This is a genomic window from Panacagrimonas perspica, from assembly GCF_004364935.1.
GTDB classification, from domain to species: domain Bacteria; phylum Pseudomonadota; class Gammaproteobacteria; order Nevskiales; family Nevskiaceae; genus Panacagrimonas; species Panacagrimonas perspica.
Genome location: NZ_SOBT01000009.1, coordinates 1,111,743 through 1,129,137, shown reverse-complemented (window position 1 = coordinate 1,129,137; position 17,395 = coordinate 1,111,743). Strand labels below are relative to the sequence as shown.

Below are 17,395 nucleotides of genomic sequence, written 5' to 3'. Positions count from 1 at the left end.
TTCTCCTCGTTGAATTCGGTAGCCCGGACGATGTCCGGGGTTCTGCGTGTTCCGTCCCGGACTTCGTCCGGGCTACGGGCGGCCCAGGTCGGCCAGCGGGCTGACCTCGTTGGCGAGTGCTGACCACGGCGCCGTGAAGTGCTCTTCGACCCAGGCGGCGGTGACCGCTTCCTGCGTGGCCGGCGTCCACTTCGGCTTGTTGTCCTTCTCGATCAGCAGCGCGCGCACGCCTTCCGGAAAATCGGGATGCGCACAGCACTGCAACGCCACGATCAGCTCCATGCGGAACACGTCCGCGAGGCCCAGGTGCTGCGCGCGACGGCGCAATTCCCAGATCAGCGCCGCCGTGGTCGGCGATCCGGAGGCCAGCGCAGCGGCGGCGCGCTTGAGCCACGCGTCTTCGCCGGTGTAGCCGGTGATCTGCTGGCGCGCTTCGGCCAGCGTCGCGCCTTCGGTCATGCGTGCGATCGCGTCGGCGTGCTTGCGCACGTTGGATTCGGGTGCCGCGTCCTTGCGCAGCGAGAACTCACGCAGCAGGAAGGTGAGGCGAGAGCGGTTGTCGTCCGCGCCAGTCGACCACGTGGCACGCGTCAGCGCTTCGAGCACGCGGCCGCGATCACCGGTGGCGACGAGGTGATCGCCGAGCCCCAGGTACAAGGCATCCGACGCGTTGATCGCCGCGCCGGTGAGCGCAAGGAACAGCCCCGCGCGACCCGGCATGCGCGGCAGGAACCAGCTCCCGCCCACGTCCGGGAACAGCCCGATCGTGATCTCCGGCATCGCGATGCGCGAGGTCTCGGTGAGCACGCGGTGACTCGCACCGGCCAGCAGGCCGAGGCCGCCGCCCATGACGATGCCGCCGCCCCAGACCATCACCGGCTTCGGGTAGGTGTGGATGCGATGATCGAGACGATATTCCTCGGCGAAGAAAGCCTCGGCCTGCGGATTCGGACCCACGCCCTTGAACGACAGCGATGCGTCGCGCAGGAAGCGCACGTCACCGCCGGCGCAGAAACCCTTGTCGCCGGCGCCATCGATGACGACGCAGGCGACGGACGCATCCTTGGCCCATCGCACCAGCGCGGCATCGAGTGCCCGCACCATGTCGAGCGACAGCGCGTTGAGCGCCTTCTCGGCGTTCAAGGTCGCGTGGCCGATCTTCTTCCCGCCGCCTGCCGCGATCTCGCGCAGCAGCACGACCGCGGTGTTGCCGGCGTCGTCAGCCATTCTTCCACTCCGGCTTGCGCTTCTGCAGGAACGCGCTGACGCCTTCCTTCTGGTCCTGCGTGTCGAACAGGTCGACGAACGCATCGCGCTCGAGCGGCAGCAGTTGCGACAGCGGCGTGTTGCGCGTGCCCTGGATCAGCTTCTTGCACGCAGTGACGCTGCTGGGACTCTGCTTGGCGACGGACTCCGCGAGCTTGAGCGCGGCCTCCAGCGACGTGCCCCCTGGCACGACCTGTTCGACCAGGCCGATGCGCAGCGCGGTCGCAGCGTCGATGCGCTCGCCGCACAAGATCATCCGCTTGGCCCAGCCTTCGCCGACCAGCAGCGCAAGGTTCTGCGTGCCGCCCGCGCAAGGCAGCAGGCCGACGCCGGCTTCCGGCAGCGCGAGCTGTGCCTGTTCCTCGGCGATGCGCAGGTCACAGGCCAGCGCGCATTCCAGCCCGCCGCCCATCGCGTAGCCGTTGATCGCCGCGATGCTGACGCCGCGAAACGCGCTGAGCGTCTCGAAGGCTTCGCCGAAGCGCGACGCCATGTCGCGTGCGACGGCCTTGTCGCCGGAGGCGAACAGTTTCAGGTCCGCGCCGGCCGAGAAGAACTTCGCACCTTCACCGGTGATCACCAGCGCGTAGATGTTGCGATCCACGTTCAGGTCAGAGACCAGCTCGCGCAGCGAGCGCAGGCTTTCGGCCGTCCAGGTGTGAGCAGGGGGATTGGAGAGCGTGACGATGGCCGTGTGGCCGCGCTTCTCCAGCTTGAGGTTGATGTATTCGCTCATGTGGGGTCTCTATGAACAGCGGTGAACGCAGAGGCGCAAAGAACGCAAAAGAAGAAAGGAAAAAAAGGTTTTGGATTCCTCTGCGTCCTTTGCGCCTCTGCGTTGAATGGGTTTTCCAACTTCATCGCAAGTCCTCGGTCGCGCCTTCGCGCAGCACGGCGCGGGCGACGATCACCCGCATGATTTCGTTGGTTCCTTCGAGGATCTGGTGTACGCGGCTGTCGCGGACGTGCCGTTCCAGCGGGAACTCGCGGCTGTAGCCGTAGCCGCCGTGCAGTTGCAGCGCCTGGTTCGCCACTTCGAATCCCACGTCGGTGGCGAAGCGCTTGGCCATCGCGCAGTACGTCGTGGCATCGGGGCTGCCGGTGTCGAGCTTCCACGCGGCGAGTCGCACCATCTGTCGCGCAGACACCAGCTCGGTGACCATGTCCGCGAGACGGAACTGCAGCGCCTGGAACTGCGAGAGCATCTGGCCGAACTGCTTGCGCGAATTCAGATGCTCCTGCGCACGATCGAGCGCCGCCTGAGCGGTGCCCACCGAGCAGGTCGCGATGTTGATGCGCCCGCCGTCGAGCCCCTTCATCGCGATGGAGAAGCCTTCGCCTTCGGCACCGAGGCGATGGCCCCCGTCGATCTCGACGTCGTCGAAGGCGATCGTGCGCGTGGGCTGGCTGTTCCAGCCCATCTTGTGTTCGCGCTTGCCGAAGCGGATGCCCTTGCTGTCCGCCGGCACCGCGAACGTCGAGATGCCCTTCGCACCCGGAGCGCCCGTGCGCGCGAACACCACCAGCAGATCCGTCGCGCCCGCGCCGGAGATGAACGCCTTGCCGCCGTTGAGAACATAGCGGCCGTCGCGCTTGTCGGCGCGCGTCTTGATCGACGCCGCGTCGGATCCGGCACCCGGCTCGGTCAGGCAATAGCTGCCCAGTGCTTCGCCGCGTGCCAGGCGTGGCACCCAGTTTTCGCGAACGCCAGGCTGCGCGAACGTGGCCACCATCCACGTGGCCATGTTGTGGATCGTGATGTAGGCCGTGGTGCTGGTGCAGCCGGCGGCGAGTTCTTCGAGGATCACCGACGCGTCGAGCCGCGACAGTCCCAGGCCGCCGAGCGCTTCGGGCGTGTAGATGCCGCAGAAGCCCAGCTCACCCGCGCGGCGGATCGTCTCGATCGGGAACTCGCTCTTGGCGTCCCATTCCGCCGCGTGCGGTGCCAGCTCACCGCGCGCGAAATCGCGTGCGGCCTGCTGGTAGGCGAGCTGATCCTCGCTCAGACCGAAGTCCATGGCGGGCGTCCGGTTCCAGCCGTCGGATCAGCGCAGCGAAATCGTGGTGTTCACACCGCCGGTGACGACGTCGTCCTCGAACCAGCGCTGCGTCACGGTCTTGGTCTGCGTGTAGAACAGGATCACCTGCTTGCCGTACGGACCCAGGTCGCCGAGCTTCGAGGCGCGCGAGCCGGTGAACGAGAACAGCGGGACCGGCACCGGGATCGGCACGTTGATGCCGACCTGGCCGACGTCGATGTCTTCCTGGAACTTGCGTGCGGCGGCGCCGGACTGCGTGAACACCGCCGTGCCGTTGCCGTTGGGATTGCTGTTGACCAGTTCGATGGCCTCGTCGAGCGTCTTCGCCGACAGGATCACCAGCACCGGCCCGAAGATCTCCTGCTCGTAGATCGACATCGACGGCTTCACGTTCGAGAAGATCGTGGGACCGACGAAGTTGCCCTTGCCGTAGGCGCCGACGTCCGGGTTACGACCGTCGAGTTCGAGCGTCGCGCCCTCGCGCAGACCGGCCTCGATCAGGGTCGTGACGCGATCGCGCGCCGAGCACGAGATCACCGGGCCGAGATCGCTGCCGCCTTCATGGCCCGCGTTGATCTTCAGCGTCTTCGCCTTGGCGACGAGATCCGGAATCCACTTCTGCGATTCGCCGACGAACACCGCCGTGGATGCGGCCATGCAGCGCTGGCCGGCGGCGCCGAACGCGGCGCCGACGAGCTGGCTCAGCGTCTGCTCCTTGTGCGCGTCGGGCAGGATCACGGCGTGGTTCTTCGCGCCCATCATGCACTGCGCGCGCTTGCCGGCCAGCGTCGCGCGGCGATAGACGTGCGTGCCCACTTTCGTCGAGCCGACGAAGGACACGGCCTTGATGTCGGGGTGGTCGCAGATGCCGTTGACGATGGCCTCACCGCCGTGGACGACGTTGAGCACGCCCTTGGGCACGCCGGCCTCGATCGCGAGTTCCACCAGGCGCATCGTCACCATCGGGTCCTGCTCCGAGGGCTTGAGCACGAAGGTGTTGCCGGTGGCGATGGCCATCGGGAACATCCACAACGGGATCATCGCGGGGAAGTTGAACGGCGTGATGCCGGCGCACACGCCCAGCGGCTGCAGCAACGTGAACGTGTCCACGCCCGACGCGACGTTGGTGGCGAGCTCGCCCATCTGCAGCGAGCCGATGTTGGCGGCGTGCTCCACGACCTCGAGGCCGCGGAAGATGTCGCCTTCGGCATCCGGCAAGGTCTTGCCCTGCTCGGCCGTGAGAATCGCCGCGAGCGGCTTCATGTTCTCGCGGATCAGCTGCTGGTACTTGAGGAAGATGCGGGCGCGCACACCGATCGGCGTCTTGCGCCAGGTCTTGAACGCCGTCTGCGCCGCGCCCACCGCCGCATCGAGCTCCTGCGGCGTGGCGAACGGCACGCGCGCCAGCACTGCCTGCGTCGCCGGATTCACGACGTCGCGCCACTGCGTGCTGCGCGAGTCGATGAACTCGCCACCGATCAGCAGCTTCACGGTGGGAACGGAAAGGGTGGAGCCGGAAGCGGTAGGAGCGTTCATGGGATCTCGTCGTGTGAGAACGCGGCGCTGTTCATGCCGCGCGATGTTTTGCATTATTCGCATCCGATAGCGCGCAGGAAGGGTTAAAAATGCGAAGGATTGCGAAGGTCGAAACGCCTGTTTGCGAATCTTGCGAAGTAGCCCGGGTGCAACCCGGGATGCGCCGCTCTCGGAAAGGCGGGCCCCGGGTTGCACCCGGGCTACGCATCGCGCTTCGCGTTCGCGAGGCCTGAGATGGCAAAGGCCTTCATGGGCGTGCGCCTGCAACGGCTGCGCGAGGAGCGCGGCATCAGCCAGGTCGCGCTCGCCAAGTCGCTGGGCATCTCGCCGAGCTATCTCAACCAGATCGAACACAACCAGCGGCCGCTGACGGTGCCGGTGCTGCTGCGCATCCATTCGCAGCTCGGCCTGGATCCGCAGGTGTTCTCGGAGGACGACGAGTCGCGGCTGATCGCCGAGGTGCGCGAAGTGCTGGCGGACGCCGGATCGGAGTCGATCTCCACGGCCGAGCTGCGATCGCTGGCTGCGAACATGCCGGCCGTCGCGCGTTCGATTCTCGAACTGCATCGCCGCGCCCGTAGTGCCAACGATCGCGCGGACGGTTTGCTCGGCGCGCTGGGCGACCAGCAGCGACTGCCGTCCTTCAGCATGCTCGGCCAGCACGAGGAAGTGCGTGACTACCTCAACCGGCGGCACAACCACGTCGAGGAACTCGACGAGGCCGCCGAGATGATCTTCCGCGATGCGGCGCTGACCATCGGCGACGCCGCGCCGCGGCTCGCGCAGCGGCTGCGCGACAAGCACGGCGTGCGCATCGTGACGAGCAGCGGCAGCGACACCGGCGCCGACAAGCATCGCTACGACGCGGCCACGCGAACGCTCGTCCTGGCGGATTTCCTGCGCCCGGGTCAGCAGGCGTTCCAGATGTCGTTCCAGCTCGCGCTGCTCGAAGCCGGTGACGTGCTCGATGCGCTGCTACGCGACAGCGCCTTCACCAGCGACGAGTCGCGTCGCCTCGCGCGCATGGGCCTGGCGAATTATTTCGCCGGCGCGCTGACGATGCCGTACGTGGCGTTCCTGCAGTCCGCGGAGGAAGTGGCCTACGACATCGAGCGTCTCGCCAATCGCTTCGGTGTCGGATTCGAGGCGGTCTGTCACCGCCTCTCGACGCTGCAGCGTCCCGGCATGCCGGGGCTGCCGTTCTTCTTCGTGCGCGTGGACCGCGCGGGCAACGTGTCGAAGCGACACTCGGCCTCCGACTTCCACTTCTCCCGCGTCGGTGGCACCTGTCCGCTTTGGATCGTCTACGAGGCCTTCAGCCAGCCCGAGCGCGTGCTCACGCAGATAGCCGGCATGCCGGACGGACGCAGCTACTTCTGGATCGCGCGGCAGGTGGTGAGCGGCCCGATCGGTTACGGGCGGCCGCAGAAAACGTTCGCCGTGAGCCTGGGCTGCGATCTGCGCCACGCGCACCGGCTCGTGTACTCCCGCGGCCTCGACCTGACCGAGCCCGATGCGTCGACGCGCATCGGGCTCGGCTGCAAGGTGTGCGAACGCCGCAACTGTGCGCAGCGTGCATTCCCGTCATTGCTGGAACGCTAGAAAGCTGCGGATGCTGTTGCGTGACGGCACGTTTCGGCGCTGGCGTAAAACGTTCTCCAGCGAGGGCCGTATCCCGGTCCGGGGTCGTGCGGCGTGAATGGACTTCGGCGTCAGGCGACGACCGCGCGCGCCATCGCGCCAGACCCTCCCAACGACCAGCCGCCGTCCACCGGCAGCACCACGCCGGTGACGTAGGCCGCGTCGTCCGAGCACAGCCACTGCGCTGCCTTGGCGATCTCGCGCTTGGTCCCCCAGCGGCGCAGCGGAATGCTGTCGGTCCAGGCCTTTTCCGCTGCCGGCGTCGGCGCCAGCCGGCGCATGCCCTCGGTCTCCGCGATGGGCCCTGGCGCGATGGAGTTCACGCGGATGCCGTGTGCCCCCCATTCCATTGCGGCGGTGCGCGTGATCTGGTCGATGCCGGCCTTCGCAGCGCAGACGTGCATCTGCATGGGTGTCGGCAGCCACGACTGCGGCGCGGTGATGTTGACGATGGCGGCACCCGGCTTGCGCAGGTGCGGGAAAGCGGCGCGCATCACGTTGAAGCATCCGAGCAGATCGATGTCGATCACGGTCTTGAAGCCGTTCGCGGACAGCTTCTCGGCCTCGGCGAGGAAATTTCCGGCAGCGCCGGAGATCAGCACGTCGATCGCGCCCCACTCCGCGCTCACGCGCGCCATCGCCGCCTCGATCGATCCGATGTCGCGGACATCGCCTGCGAAGCCGACCGCGCAGCCGCCGCCGGCCTTGAGCGACTTCACGGCCGCCTCCACCTTCTCCTCGCTGCGGCTCAGCACCGCCACCCGGGCGCCGCGAGCGGCGAAGGCCTGCGCGATGCCGAAGTTGATGCCGCTGGTGCCGCCGGCGACGAAGACGACCTTGTCGCGAAATTCCACGTCGACCTCCCCCCGGTGGGCACTCACATCGAGCGCGCGATGACTTCCTTCATGATCTCGTTGGCGCCGCCGTAGATCTTCTGCACGCGCGCATCGGCGAACATGCGGGCGATCGGGTATTCGGCGATGTAGCCGTAGCCGCCGAAGAATTGCAGGCAGGTGTCGACGATCTCGCACTGCTTGTCGGTGATCCAGTACTTGGCCATCGACGCGGTCGCGGTGTCGAGTTCGGCGACGAGCAGCTTCTCGATGCAGTGATCGATGAAGACGCGGCCGATGCGGGCCTCGGTGTGGCATTCGGCGAGCGAGAAGCGCGTGTTCTGAAAGTCGGCGATGTGCTTGCCGAAGGCCTTGCGCTCGTGCGTGTACTGGTGCGTGAGCTCCACCGCGCGTTCGGCGGTGGCCAGCGCCTGCAGCGCGATGATGACGCGCTCGCGCGGCAGCTGCTGCATCATCTGGGCGAAACCCTGGCCCTCGGCGACGCCCAGCAGCGCCTCCACCGGCACGCGCGCCTCGTCGAAGAACAGCTCCGAGGTGTCCTGGCCGTGCATGCCGACCTTGTCGAGGATCTTGCCGCGGCGGAAGCCAGGCAGGTCCGCGGTCTCGACCAGCAGCATCGAGATGCCGCGGCCTCCCGCATCCAGGTTGGTCTTGACCGCGAGCACGAGCAGATCGGCCTGCGAACCATTGGAGATGAAGGTCTTGGCGCCCGAGATGACGTAGTGGTCGCCGTCGCGCACGGCGCGGGTCTTGATGTTCTGCAGATCCGATCCGGCGCCGGGCTCGGTCATCGCGATCGCAGCCACCATCTCGCCGCTTGCGAGCTTGGGCAGGTAGCGGCGCTTCTGCGCCTCGCTGCCGTAGGCGTTGACGTAATGCGCCGAGATGCCGCTGTGCACGTGGTTGCCGAAGCTCGTGCAGGCCGCGCGGCCCTGCTCCTCGAAGATCACCGCCTCGTGCGCGAAGGTCCCGCCGGCGCCGCCGTATTCGGCAGGGATTCCCGCGCAGAGGATCCCCACCTCGCCCGCCTTGCGCCAGAACTCGCGATCGACGTGCTTCTGCTGGTTCCAGCGGTGGTCGTTCGGTACGGCCTCGGCCTCGAAGAAGCGGCGCACGGAATCGCGCAGGAGATCGAGTTCCTCGTTCATCCACGAGGAGCGGAAGGGAGTGGCGGTCATGATGGGCTCGAAGCAGTCGAAAAATGGCGTGTGGCGGGCAACTCGAGGATCCCGGCCACGGGAGCGGGGATCACGCCGCCCTTGCCGGATCCCGGAAGCCGGGACCGCGACGGCGGCAGCGGCGCGATGCGCGCGGGCCCGGGATGGAAAACAGAAAAGGGCGCCGCCCTCCCCCAGAGTGCAACCGAGGGGGAGGAGGGAGAGGGCGGCGCGGTACAACTCGGTGGATCAGCCTTCGAGCAGCACGTAGTCGGATTTGGGCGCGCCGCAGGCCATGCAGAGCCAATCCTCGGGCACATCCTCCCAGCGCGTGCCGGGAGGGATGTTGAACTCGGGGACGCCGAGTTCCTCGTCGTAGATCTCGCCGCAGGGGACACACTGGAACTTGCGCCAGGGCTGGGTGCTCATCTCGATCCTTCTTTGCCGGCGCGCTCAGGCAAGGGTGTAGTTGATGGGCACGCTCTTGGGCCCGCAGACGAACTCGGACTCGGCGAACTTGCCGGGGGCGGCCATTTCCACGGACGCGAGCCGCGGCAGCAGCTCCTCCCACAGGACGCGCATCTCCAGCTTGGCCAGGTGCTGGCCCAGGCAGATGTGCGGACCGTAGCCGAAGGCGATGTGGCTGTTGGGCGAGCGCTCCGGATCGAACGTGAACGGATCCTTGAACACCTCCTCGTCGCGGTTGGCCGAGATGTATGACAGGTACAGCAGGTCGCCCTTCTTGATCTGCTGGCCGCGCAGCACGTAGTCCTCGGTCGCCGAGCGCACGAACTGCTGCACCGGGCTGGCCCAGCGGATCGACTCGTCGACGAAGCCGCGGATCAGGCCGGGGTTGTCCTTCATCTTGCGGAACAGCTCGGGATGTTCGGCCAGCATCCACATGCTCATGGCGCTGGTCGCCGCCGCGCTGTCGTGCCCCGCCGTGGAGAGGATCACGAGGTAGCTGATCATGTTGCGCTCGTTCATCGGGCAGCCGCCGACCTTGCCGTTGGCGATCAGCGAGGTCAGATCGCCCATCGGGCAGGTCTGCCGCTCGTGGATCATCGACTCGAAGTAGTTCTTGAACTCGTTGTAGACGACGTCCCAGGTCTTGATGATCTCCTGCGGGTCGGTGATGTTCGCCCCCGGCCGGCACAGGTCCGGATCGGCGTAGGTGAACAGCCAGTGCGTCAGGTCGAGAAGCTTCTGGTGGTCCTTCTTGGGCACGCCGATCATCGTGAGGACCACTTCGGCGGGAAACCGGAACGCGAGCTCGGTGGCGAAGTCCGCGCCCTGCCCCTTGGCCAGGAATTCGTCGATGTGCCGGCGCGCCATCTCGCGGATCTGCGACTCCATCTTGGCGATGGCCTGCGGATAGAACTCCGGCTGGGTGACCTTGCGGTGCTCCGCATGTTCCGGATCATCCATGTGCACGAGCGTCTTGAAGATCGTCGGCATGCCGCCGCTGTAATCGCGCATCAGCTTCTCGGCGATCTGCGATGCCAGCGTCTTGGACCGGTCTGCGCTGTGGAACAGGTGATCCTGGCGCGAGATCTCGCGGATGTCCTCGTACTTGGTGACGATCCAGTGCGGGTCGTAGCCCGGCACCTCGGCCAGCGCCAGGGGGTAGTCCTTGCGCAGCCGCGTGAAGAGTTGATCGATCGCTTCACGGCGGCCGATGCCGAACGTCGCCGGATTGAACGCCGGGGCAATCAGCTCCGTCGGAATCTTCGGAACACTCATTTGGTTCTCCTCTTGCGTCTGGGTACTTGGCCCGGTGCCAGGCATCCCCACGAAGTCCGAGCCGCTCACCTTCGAAGAGATCCGCCGCGCTCCGGTAGCAGCGCGTATGTAGTAAACGCAATAATGCGTATACTGTCAACGCATTTTTGGAAAGACGGGACACGTGCTTGGTTAAGCTGTTGAGCAAAGGCGCAATTGAGCGGCCCCGCCCCGCCAGGAACCGGACCGTGTCCGGGAGTTAGAACACCATGAAAATGCGGGATCTCGAGCAGCGGACCGGTGTGAACCGGGAAACCATCCGCGTCTACCTGCGCCACGGCCTGATGCCGGAACCATCCCGGCCCGCGACCAACGTCGCCGACTATGGCGAGGAGCATGCGCAGGCCGTCATCGCGATCCGCAAGCTGCAGAAGGAAAAGCGACTCCCGCTCCACATGATCAAGCGCGCGCTCGACGGCGACGCGACAGCGATGCCGGCCGACGCGAGCGCGTTTCCGCACCTCGACCGCCTGATCGCCGCGCGCGTGGGCGTGGACGATTCGCTGGTGCCGCTATCGAGCGTGCTCGGACTCAACCCGAAAGCGATGGACGATGCCAGGGCGCTGGAGAAGATCGGCGCGATCAAGCTGGTGAAGCGTGGCAAGGCGCTGCATCTGGGCCGGATCGATGCGCAGCTCGTCGGCATCTGGGGAGACATGCGTGCAGCGGGCTACACCGAAGAACTCGGTTTTCATCCGGAGGTCTGCAAGCTGCATGTCGAGGCAGCCACGAACCTCGCGCACGCCGAGCTCAAGATCTTCCTGGAGAACCTGGAAGGGCGCAGCCCGGAAGGACCGGCCGCGCAGATGGCACAGGTGGCACTTACCTCGCTGCTCAGCTTCTTTGGCCTCGTGCGCGTGCGGACGGTGCTGGAGGATCTTCGCAGTCGTGCGGCGACGGTACGCGCCCAGACTCGCCGTCCCGGTGCGACGCACGCGGACCCTCGTGCCGAACCATCACGTGTGCGCAAGTGACGTGATTTTCATCCGGCGCGCGGCGGCGTGGCTTGCGTGGATTGCATCAACAGTCCCCGACCTCATTTGGCGCCTTGGGGGCAGCCAGAAGGCGATGCTGAAGCACTGACGGGCGGAGCCGCCACGACAGGTTCGCGTAGCGGTTTGCACGCGCAGGCCGCGTCGCTTCTTTGTTCTATTTGTTCTACTCGATGCTGCAGGACGACGGCGTCGCGGCCGGGAACCGGACCAGGCCCAGCTGCGAGGCGACATACACGGCCTCCATGCGGCTGTGCACGCCGATCTTCCGATACGAAGCCTTGAGGTGGAACTTGACCGTGTCCTGGGCGACGAACAGTTCGCTGGCGATGCGCTTGTTGGACCATCCGCGGCTGAGCATCTGGATGACCTGCTGCTCGCGACGCGTGAGCTTTGCGTACGGGACGACCGAAGCCCTCATCGGCTCGAGCTTCTCCCCGATGGAGCCACTGCGATGAAGTCCCGAGCCTCCTTCCCGCGCGCCCGACACGATGCCGTCCTTGTCCAGCGCATCGGACCTGCTGGATACGCGGTCCATCAGCGCGTGGCCTCCTCGGCACGTTCCTTCTTCAGGTCGTGTGCGCGCTTGATGATGTACTGGTGGATCGCGTCGACATCCGGCGCCGTCAGCACGTCCATGAACGACGGCATTCCCTGGGGCGCGAAGGCGCCGGCCAGGATGCCCGCGAAGATCTGATGCTTGTCCGGTGTGAGGTAACGCAGATCGGGGAGCACCGAACTTCCCACCGTGCTCGGCCCGTGGCACATGCCGCAGTGACCGTTGTACAGCGCGCGTCCCTTGTCGATCATCGCCGCATCCGCGGTGAGTGCGGGCGGCTCGGGCAACGCCGTGGGCCGCGGCCTGGGCGCCGGCAACGTGGCCTTGCCGCCCAGCTTGTAGGTCAGCACGCGCGCTTCGGATCCGACATCCCCGGACGACGACACCGCACCCAGCACCAGCGGCGCACCACCGCCCCAGCCCGCGGCGACGGTGACGTACTGCTCGCCGCCGATCTCGTAGCTGATGGGCGCGGCGATGACGCCGGTATTCGCCGCCACGTCCCACAGCCTGCTGCCCTTGTCCGCGGAGTACGCAAGGAACCGCCCGTCCGCCGTGCCCTGGAAGACGAGGCCGCCCGCCGTGCTCAGCACGCCACCGTTGTTGATGTACGGATACGGCTGGCGCCACACCTCGCGCTGCGCGACCGGGTCCCACGCGAGCAGCGATCCCTTGAACAGGCCGAGCACGTCCTTGAGGGTCTTGGCGTCCTCGGGAAGATCGACCGGCGGCATGCCCAGATGCCAGGCCCCTCGGCCGGTGAAGCGCTGCTCGTTGTTCGGCGTGTACAGCGCGGGCGCCTCGTTGCTCGGGATGTACACCAGGCGCGTCAGCGGACTGAACGACATCGGCTGCCAGTTGTGCGCGCCGATCGGCCCGGGATACACGAGCTGCGGCTCCTTGACGTTGGCCCAGTCGGCTTCGGGATTCTCGACGGGTCGCCCGGTCTTCAGATCGACATGGGATGCCCACGTCGCCTTCGCGAATTTGTCGGCGCCGAGCAGTTTTCCGCTGGCGCGATCGATGACGTAGAAGAATCCATTCTTCGGCGCCTGCATCAGCACCTTGCGCGGCTGCCCCTTGATCGTCAGCTCGGCCAGGATGATGTGCTGCGTGGCGGTGTAGTCCCAGGTGTCGCCCGGCGTGGTCTGGTAGTGCCAGACGTACTCACCGGTGTTCGCCTTCAACGCAACGATGGACGAGAGGAACAGATTGTCGCCGCCATCCGGACTGCGCAGCTTGCGATTCCACGGCGAGCCGTTGCCGACGCCGATGTAGAGCAGATCGAGATCCGGGTCGTAGGCCATCGAATCCCAGACCGTGCCGCCGCCGCCGAACTTCCAGAAGTTGTCGCCGGTCCACGTGGCCTTCGCCCGCTTCATCGCCTCGCTCTCGGGCGGATAACGCGGATCGCCCGGCACCGTGAAGAATTTCCAGAGCTGCTTGCCGGTGTCGGTATCGTAGGCGGCCACGAATCCGCGCACGCCGAGTTCGGCCCCGCCGTTGCCGATGATCACCTTGCCGTTCACGACGCGAGGTGCGCCGGTGACCGTGTAGCTGCGCGTCTTGTCGGGCGTCGTGTCGGTTACCCACAACGGCTTTCCGCTCTTCGAGTCCAGCGCGATCAGGCGGCCGTCGTAGGCGCCGAGGAACACTTTTCCTTTCCAGACCGCGACGCCGCGGTTGGCCACGTCGCAGCAGCCGTCGCGGCCCTTGTCACGTGAAACCTTGGGATCGAACTTCCAGAGTTCCGCGCCGGTAACCGGATCGAGCGCGGACAGAATGGAGAACGCACCCGTCACGTACATGACGCCGTCGACGACGATCGGCGTGGCTTCCGTCGCACGATCCACATCCAGCCGATAACTCCAGGCGAGGCCCAGATCCTTGACGTTGCGCGTCGTGATCTTCGCCAGCGGACTGAAGCGCTGCTCGTCGTAGGTCCTGCCCGTGCTCATCCACGATCCTGGCTCGCGATCCGCGTCGATGATTCGCTTCGCATCGACCTGCGCCGATCCTGTCGCCGGCGCGGGCGCAGCCGTCCATCCTTGCCCCGTCGCCAGGCTCATCGAAGCGCAAGCCACCACGCACGCCAGCCTCACCGAGTCCCGCATCTGTCTCCTCCGTTATTGTTTGATGGATCGTTGCTGCTTGGCGCGATGGAATCGCCTCGTTCGCCCGTTGCGTGGAAGGGGCGCGAAGTCTGCCCGCCGATTCAGGACGAACCGAACCGGCTGTTGCTGAATTCTGGAAAATCCATCTCGAAGAACTCGCTCTCGAGCCGCTCTCCGCTGGCCCTTCGTTCGGCTTCCGCCTTGCGCAGATCGACGCGCCGGATCTTTCCCGAAATGGTTTTCGGCAATTCACCGAACTCGATCACGCGGATGCGCTGATACGGCGCCAGACGCGCCCGTGCGTGTTCGAAGATGGATTTCGCAGTGATGTCGTCTGCGCGGATTCCCGCCCTGAGCGTGATGAAGGCTTTGGGAACGAAGAGGCGCCTGGCGTCCGGGCTTTCGACGACGGCGGACTCGACGACGGCCGGATGTTCGACAAGCACGCTCTCGAGTTCGAACGGCGAGATCCGGTAGTCGGAGCTCTTGAAGACGTCGTCCGTGCGGCCGACGTACCAGTAGAAGCCGGACTCGTCGCGGCGCGCCGTATCGGAGGTGCCGTAGAAGCGTCCGCCGATGGCGGCCTGTGTCTTCTCCGCATCGCCGTAGTACCCGCCCATGAGCCCGGCTGGGCGCTCGGCCAGGCTCACGGAAATTTCACCTTCTTCCGCCGGCGTTCCGTCGGCATCGAGAAGTTCGATCCGGTATCCCGGCAGCGGGCGTCCCATCGAACCGGCACGAACTGCCTGCCCCGGCGAGTTGCCGATCAGCGCCGTCGATTCGGTCTGGCCGTAGCCTTCGCGCACGGTCAGGTTCCACGCAGCGCGCACCTGCTCGATCACTTCCGGGTTGAGCGGTTCTCCCGCGCTGACGATTTCGCGCAGGCGCATGCGGTACGACGACAGATCCTTCTGGATCAGTGCGCGCCAGGCAGTGGGCGGTGCGCACAGCGTCGTGACGCCGTGGCGTTCGATCGCTTCGAGCGTGCGCGCGGCATCGAACGCCGGCTGGTTGAAGACGAACACGGTGGCGCCCACCGTCCACGGAGCGAAGAGACAGCTCCACGCATGCTTGGCCCAGCCCGGGGTGCTGATGTTGAAGTGCACGTCACCCGGAAGCAGGCCCAGCCAGTACATCGTGCTGAGATGGCCGACCGCATAGCTGCGCTGCGTATGCGTGACCATCTTCGGCTTGCTGGTCGTGCCGGACGTGAAGTACAGAAGGCTCGGATCTTCCGGGCGCGTCGTGCCCTGGCCATCGAACGCTTCTGCGCAGTCCGCCGTGTCGTATGCGGCCCAGCCCGATCGGGACGGGCCGCAGATGATTCTCACCGCGCAAGGAAAGCCGTCACATCTCGCGGCGGTGTCGGCATCGGCCACGATCGCGCGTGCGCCGGCTCGTTCCGCACGCTCGCGAAGATCGGCCTTCGACAGCAGCGTCGTCGCGGGACAGATGACGATGCCCAGCTTGATCGATGCCAGCATCAGCTCCCAGAGCTCGACGCGATTGGGCAGGACGACGATCATGCGATCGCCGCGGCACATTCCCTTGCGGATCAGGAAATGCGCGGCGCGGTTGGAGGCTCGACGCATCTGCTCGAACGTCCGCGACGTCTCGCTGCCGCTCGCGTCGACGATCTTCAGTGCGACGTTCGCATTCCCCAACGCGAGCGCATCGAAGTGGTCCAGCGCCCAGTTGAAGCGGGAAGCCTGCGGCCAGCGGAACTGCCGATACGCCGTGTCGTAGTCCTCTCTCAGGCGCACCAGCAGATCGCGGAGCGCGAGGTACTCGTCGGCTTCCTTGCTCCCGGGTGTCCTGCGACTGGCGGTGTCGACGTTCATGCATCCGTATCCGGCGATCGATCGACCGCGATCGGTCGCGGTTCTCCAACGAGCTTGCCGACCACGCGACGGATTCGCGCCTGTCGAAATGAGGGCTTTGCGGAAGGGGAAGAAGAGCGCATCAGCAAAAAAGCCCGGGCGTTTCAGCCCGGGCCTTTGCCATCACCTGCTTCGCCAGAACCTCGATCAGGACATCGGCTTACAGACCGAGACGGTTGATCGCCGAGCTGGTCATGTACTTGTTGTAGACGTCCTCACCACCATCGTCGTACCGGCTGGCATAGCCGGACTTCACCTTCTCGCTGTGACGCAGCAGCGTCATGCGATTGGTCTGGATGTCGTGGATCGTGCAGTACAGCCACGACCAGTCGGGATATCCCTTCTTGTCCTTGTACGCGCCCTTTTCGTTCTTGAACTGACCGAAGCCGGGCTCGAACTGCTTCCAGATTCCGCCGCGCCGGTCGTAGGTGACCTGGCTGATCATCATGCCGTTGCGGGCGTCCATCCATTCGCGGCGGCGGCCGACCGGCGAACGCGGATATCCGGTCGGTGCCGAATCCCACACGATCGCTTCCGGGATCAGCTCGAACGTCGTGTCCCAGAACGTCTTGCCCTTCGGTCCGCCGTTGCGCGGCGGCTCCCAGTTCGGCGACTTGCCCGCGCCGTACCAGTTGTGGCTTCCGGATACCGCGCCGAGAAACGGCTTGCGCTCGACGATCTTGAAATCGCCCCAGGTGAGCATCGGGTCGCCGGCGCCCCACGCGTCCGACAGGAACAGCGTGATGCCGGGCACCAGCGGCTCGAAGCGCTGGTTCGTCGGGAACTGGCGAACACGCTTGAACGCCGGGAAGTATCCGTAGAGATCCGGAAACTTGCGCTGATCGTAGTACCACACCGACAGGAACGACGAACCCTTCGTGTCGTTCGGAGCGGTGAAGAACACCGTGTTGTAGCGCAGCTTGTCGCTGAAGTTGTTGTAGACGGTGCCGTCGTTGCGGCCCGTGACCTGCAGCTCGGTCCAGACGAATTCGTGGAAGTACGCGTCGTCGCCGCCCGGATCCAGCGAGTAGCTCGGGATGGCGTACTGCGAGTAGTCGTGGCGACCCCAGTTCCCGCAGAGATTGGCCATGCACTGCGCGCCTTCGGTGATGTCGGGGAACGGAAGACCACCGACCCAGTGCTTGCCGACTTCGCCATCGGTCCAGACGTTGCCGTCGGGGCCGAACTTTCCGCGTCCCTTGTTCTTGAGCGTGATGTCCAGGTACGTGTTGTTGAACAGCGAGGTGACGTCCTTCGTCGCCTCCTTGATCCAGATCTTGCGGCCCTGCTCCTTGACCTGCTTGTAGGCGATCGGATCCAGCAGATCCTTCACGACGTCCACGTTGTTCGGCGTCAGCAGATCGCCGGGCTTGATCTTGCCCTTGGTGTAGAGCTCGATCGACAGCAGTTCGTCGGGATAGGCTTTCGAGATGTCGTCGGCCGAGTTGGCAATGGTTGGCCACAGCGGAGCGAGAACACCGGCTCCCGTGCCCTTGGCCACCTTCTCGATGAACGATCGCCGGCTGTAATCAAAATCATATTTTCTGATGCGCATGCGCTTCTCCTCGTTGATGT

At 65.8% G+C, this 17,395-nt stretch carries 14 protein-coding genes; 2 read left to right on the top strand and 12 right to left on the bottom strand.

The features are described from left to right. Window positions 1-72 precede the first annotated feature (72 nt). The 4 genes from DFR24_RS16560 to DFR24_RS16545 all read right to left on the bottom strand — a co-directional run bounded on the left by DFR24_RS16560 (window position 73) and on the right by DFR24_RS16545 (window position 4,841). Entirely contained in the window at window positions 73-1,227 is a 1,155-nt protein-coding gene (locus tag DFR24_RS16560) for an enoyl-CoA hydratase/isomerase family protein (RefSeq protein ID WP_133882485.1), read from the bottom strand. Further along, window positions 1,220-2,002, bottom strand: a complete 783-nt coding sequence (locus tag DFR24_RS16555) for an enoyl-CoA hydratase (protein WP_133882484.1) — start codon at window positions 2,000-2,002, stop codon at window positions 1,220-1,222. The genes DFR24_RS16560 and DFR24_RS16555 overlap by 8 nt, the downstream gene beginning before the upstream one ends. Before the next feature lie 121 nt (window positions 2,003-2,123). Further along, window positions 2,124-3,284 (bottom strand): acyl-CoA dehydrogenase family protein, encoded by a 1,161-nt coding sequence (locus DFR24_RS16550; RefSeq protein WP_133882483.1) that lies wholly within the window; start codon window positions 3,282-3,284, stop codon window positions 2,124-2,126. A gap of 27 nt (window positions 3,285-3,311) precedes the next feature. Further along, the gene (locus DFR24_RS16545; RefSeq protein WP_133882482.1) at window positions 3,312-4,841 is read right to left on the bottom strand and encodes a CoA-acylating methylmalonate-semialdehyde dehydrogenase; all 1,530 of its coding nucleotides are present in this window, start codon (window positions 4,839-4,841) and stop codon (window positions 3,312-3,314) included. A gap of 234 nt (window positions 4,842-5,075) precedes the next feature. Between DFR24_RS16545 and DFR24_RS16540 the strand changes: the two genes are divergently transcribed. Further along, a complete protein-coding gene (locus DFR24_RS16540; protein WP_133882481.1) occupies window positions 5,076-6,443 on the top strand; it encodes a short-chain fatty acyl-CoA regulator family protein in 1,368 nt (455 codons plus the stop codon). A gap of 110 nt (window positions 6,444-6,553) precedes the next feature. Here the strand turns inward: DFR24_RS16540 and DFR24_RS16535 are convergent, their stop codons facing one another. The 4 genes from DFR24_RS16535 to DFR24_RS16520 all read right to left on the bottom strand — a co-directional run bounded on the left by DFR24_RS16535 (window position 6,554) and on the right by DFR24_RS16520 (window position 10,236). Continuing rightward, complete coding sequence (locus DFR24_RS16535; protein ID WP_133882480.1) at window positions 6,554-7,336, bottom strand: SDR family oxidoreductase; 783 nt, start codon at window positions 7,334-7,336, stop codon at window positions 6,554-6,556. Between the two features lie 23 nt (window positions 7,337-7,359). Next, window positions 7,360-8,514 (bottom strand): acyl-CoA dehydrogenase family protein, encoded by a 1,155-nt coding sequence (locus DFR24_RS16530; RefSeq protein ID WP_133882479.1) that lies wholly within the window; start codon window positions 8,512-8,514, stop codon window positions 7,360-7,362. 228 nt (window positions 8,515-8,742) lie between these two features. After that, window positions 8,743-8,922, bottom strand: a complete 180-nt coding sequence (locus DFR24_RS16525; protein ID WP_133882478.1) for a rubredoxin — start codon at window positions 8,920-8,922, stop codon at window positions 8,743-8,745. Between the two features lie 24 nt (window positions 8,923-8,946). Next, window positions 8,947-10,236, bottom strand: coding sequence for a cytochrome P450 (locus tag DFR24_RS16520; RefSeq protein ID WP_162851264.1), 1,290 nt, complete (start codon window positions 10,234-10,236; stop codon window positions 8,947-8,949). A 248-nt stretch (window positions 10,237-10,484) separates the two neighbouring features. Between DFR24_RS16520 and DFR24_RS16515 the strand changes: the two genes are divergently transcribed. After that, entirely contained in the window at window positions 10,485-11,249 is a 765-nt protein-coding gene (locus DFR24_RS16515) for a MerR family transcriptional regulator (RefSeq protein WP_133882476.1), read from the top strand. 184 nt (window positions 11,250-11,433) lie between these two features. On the opposite strand, the gene DFR24_RS16510 is transcribed toward DFR24_RS16515, so the two are convergent. The 4 genes from DFR24_RS16510 to DFR24_RS16495 form a co-directional block, all read right to left on the bottom strand. After that, the gene (locus DFR24_RS16510; protein ID WP_133882475.1) at window positions 11,434-11,805 is read right to left on the bottom strand and encodes a response regulator transcription factor; all 372 of its coding nucleotides are present in this window, start codon (window positions 11,803-11,805) and stop codon (window positions 11,434-11,436) included. Next, window positions 11,805-13,895, bottom strand: coding sequence for a PQQ-dependent dehydrogenase, methanol/ethanol family (locus DFR24_RS16505; protein WP_281280182.1), 2,091 nt, complete (start codon window positions 13,893-13,895; stop codon window positions 11,805-11,807). The genes DFR24_RS16510 and DFR24_RS16505 overlap by 1 nt, the downstream gene beginning before the upstream one ends. A gap of 146 nt (window positions 13,896-14,041) precedes the next feature. Further along, complete coding sequence (locus DFR24_RS16500) at window positions 14,042-15,781, bottom strand: AMP-binding protein (RefSeq protein ID WP_133882473.1); 1,740 nt, start codon at window positions 15,779-15,781, stop codon at window positions 14,042-14,044. Between the two features lie 199 nt (window positions 15,782-15,980). Then, window positions 15,981-17,375: a DUF1329 domain-containing protein gene (locus DFR24_RS16495; RefSeq protein ID WP_133882472.1), complete on the bottom strand. Its 1,395-nt coding sequence runs from the start codon at window positions 17,373-17,375 to the stop codon at window positions 15,981-15,983. Between the last annotated feature and the right edge of the window lie 20 nt (window positions 17,376-17,395).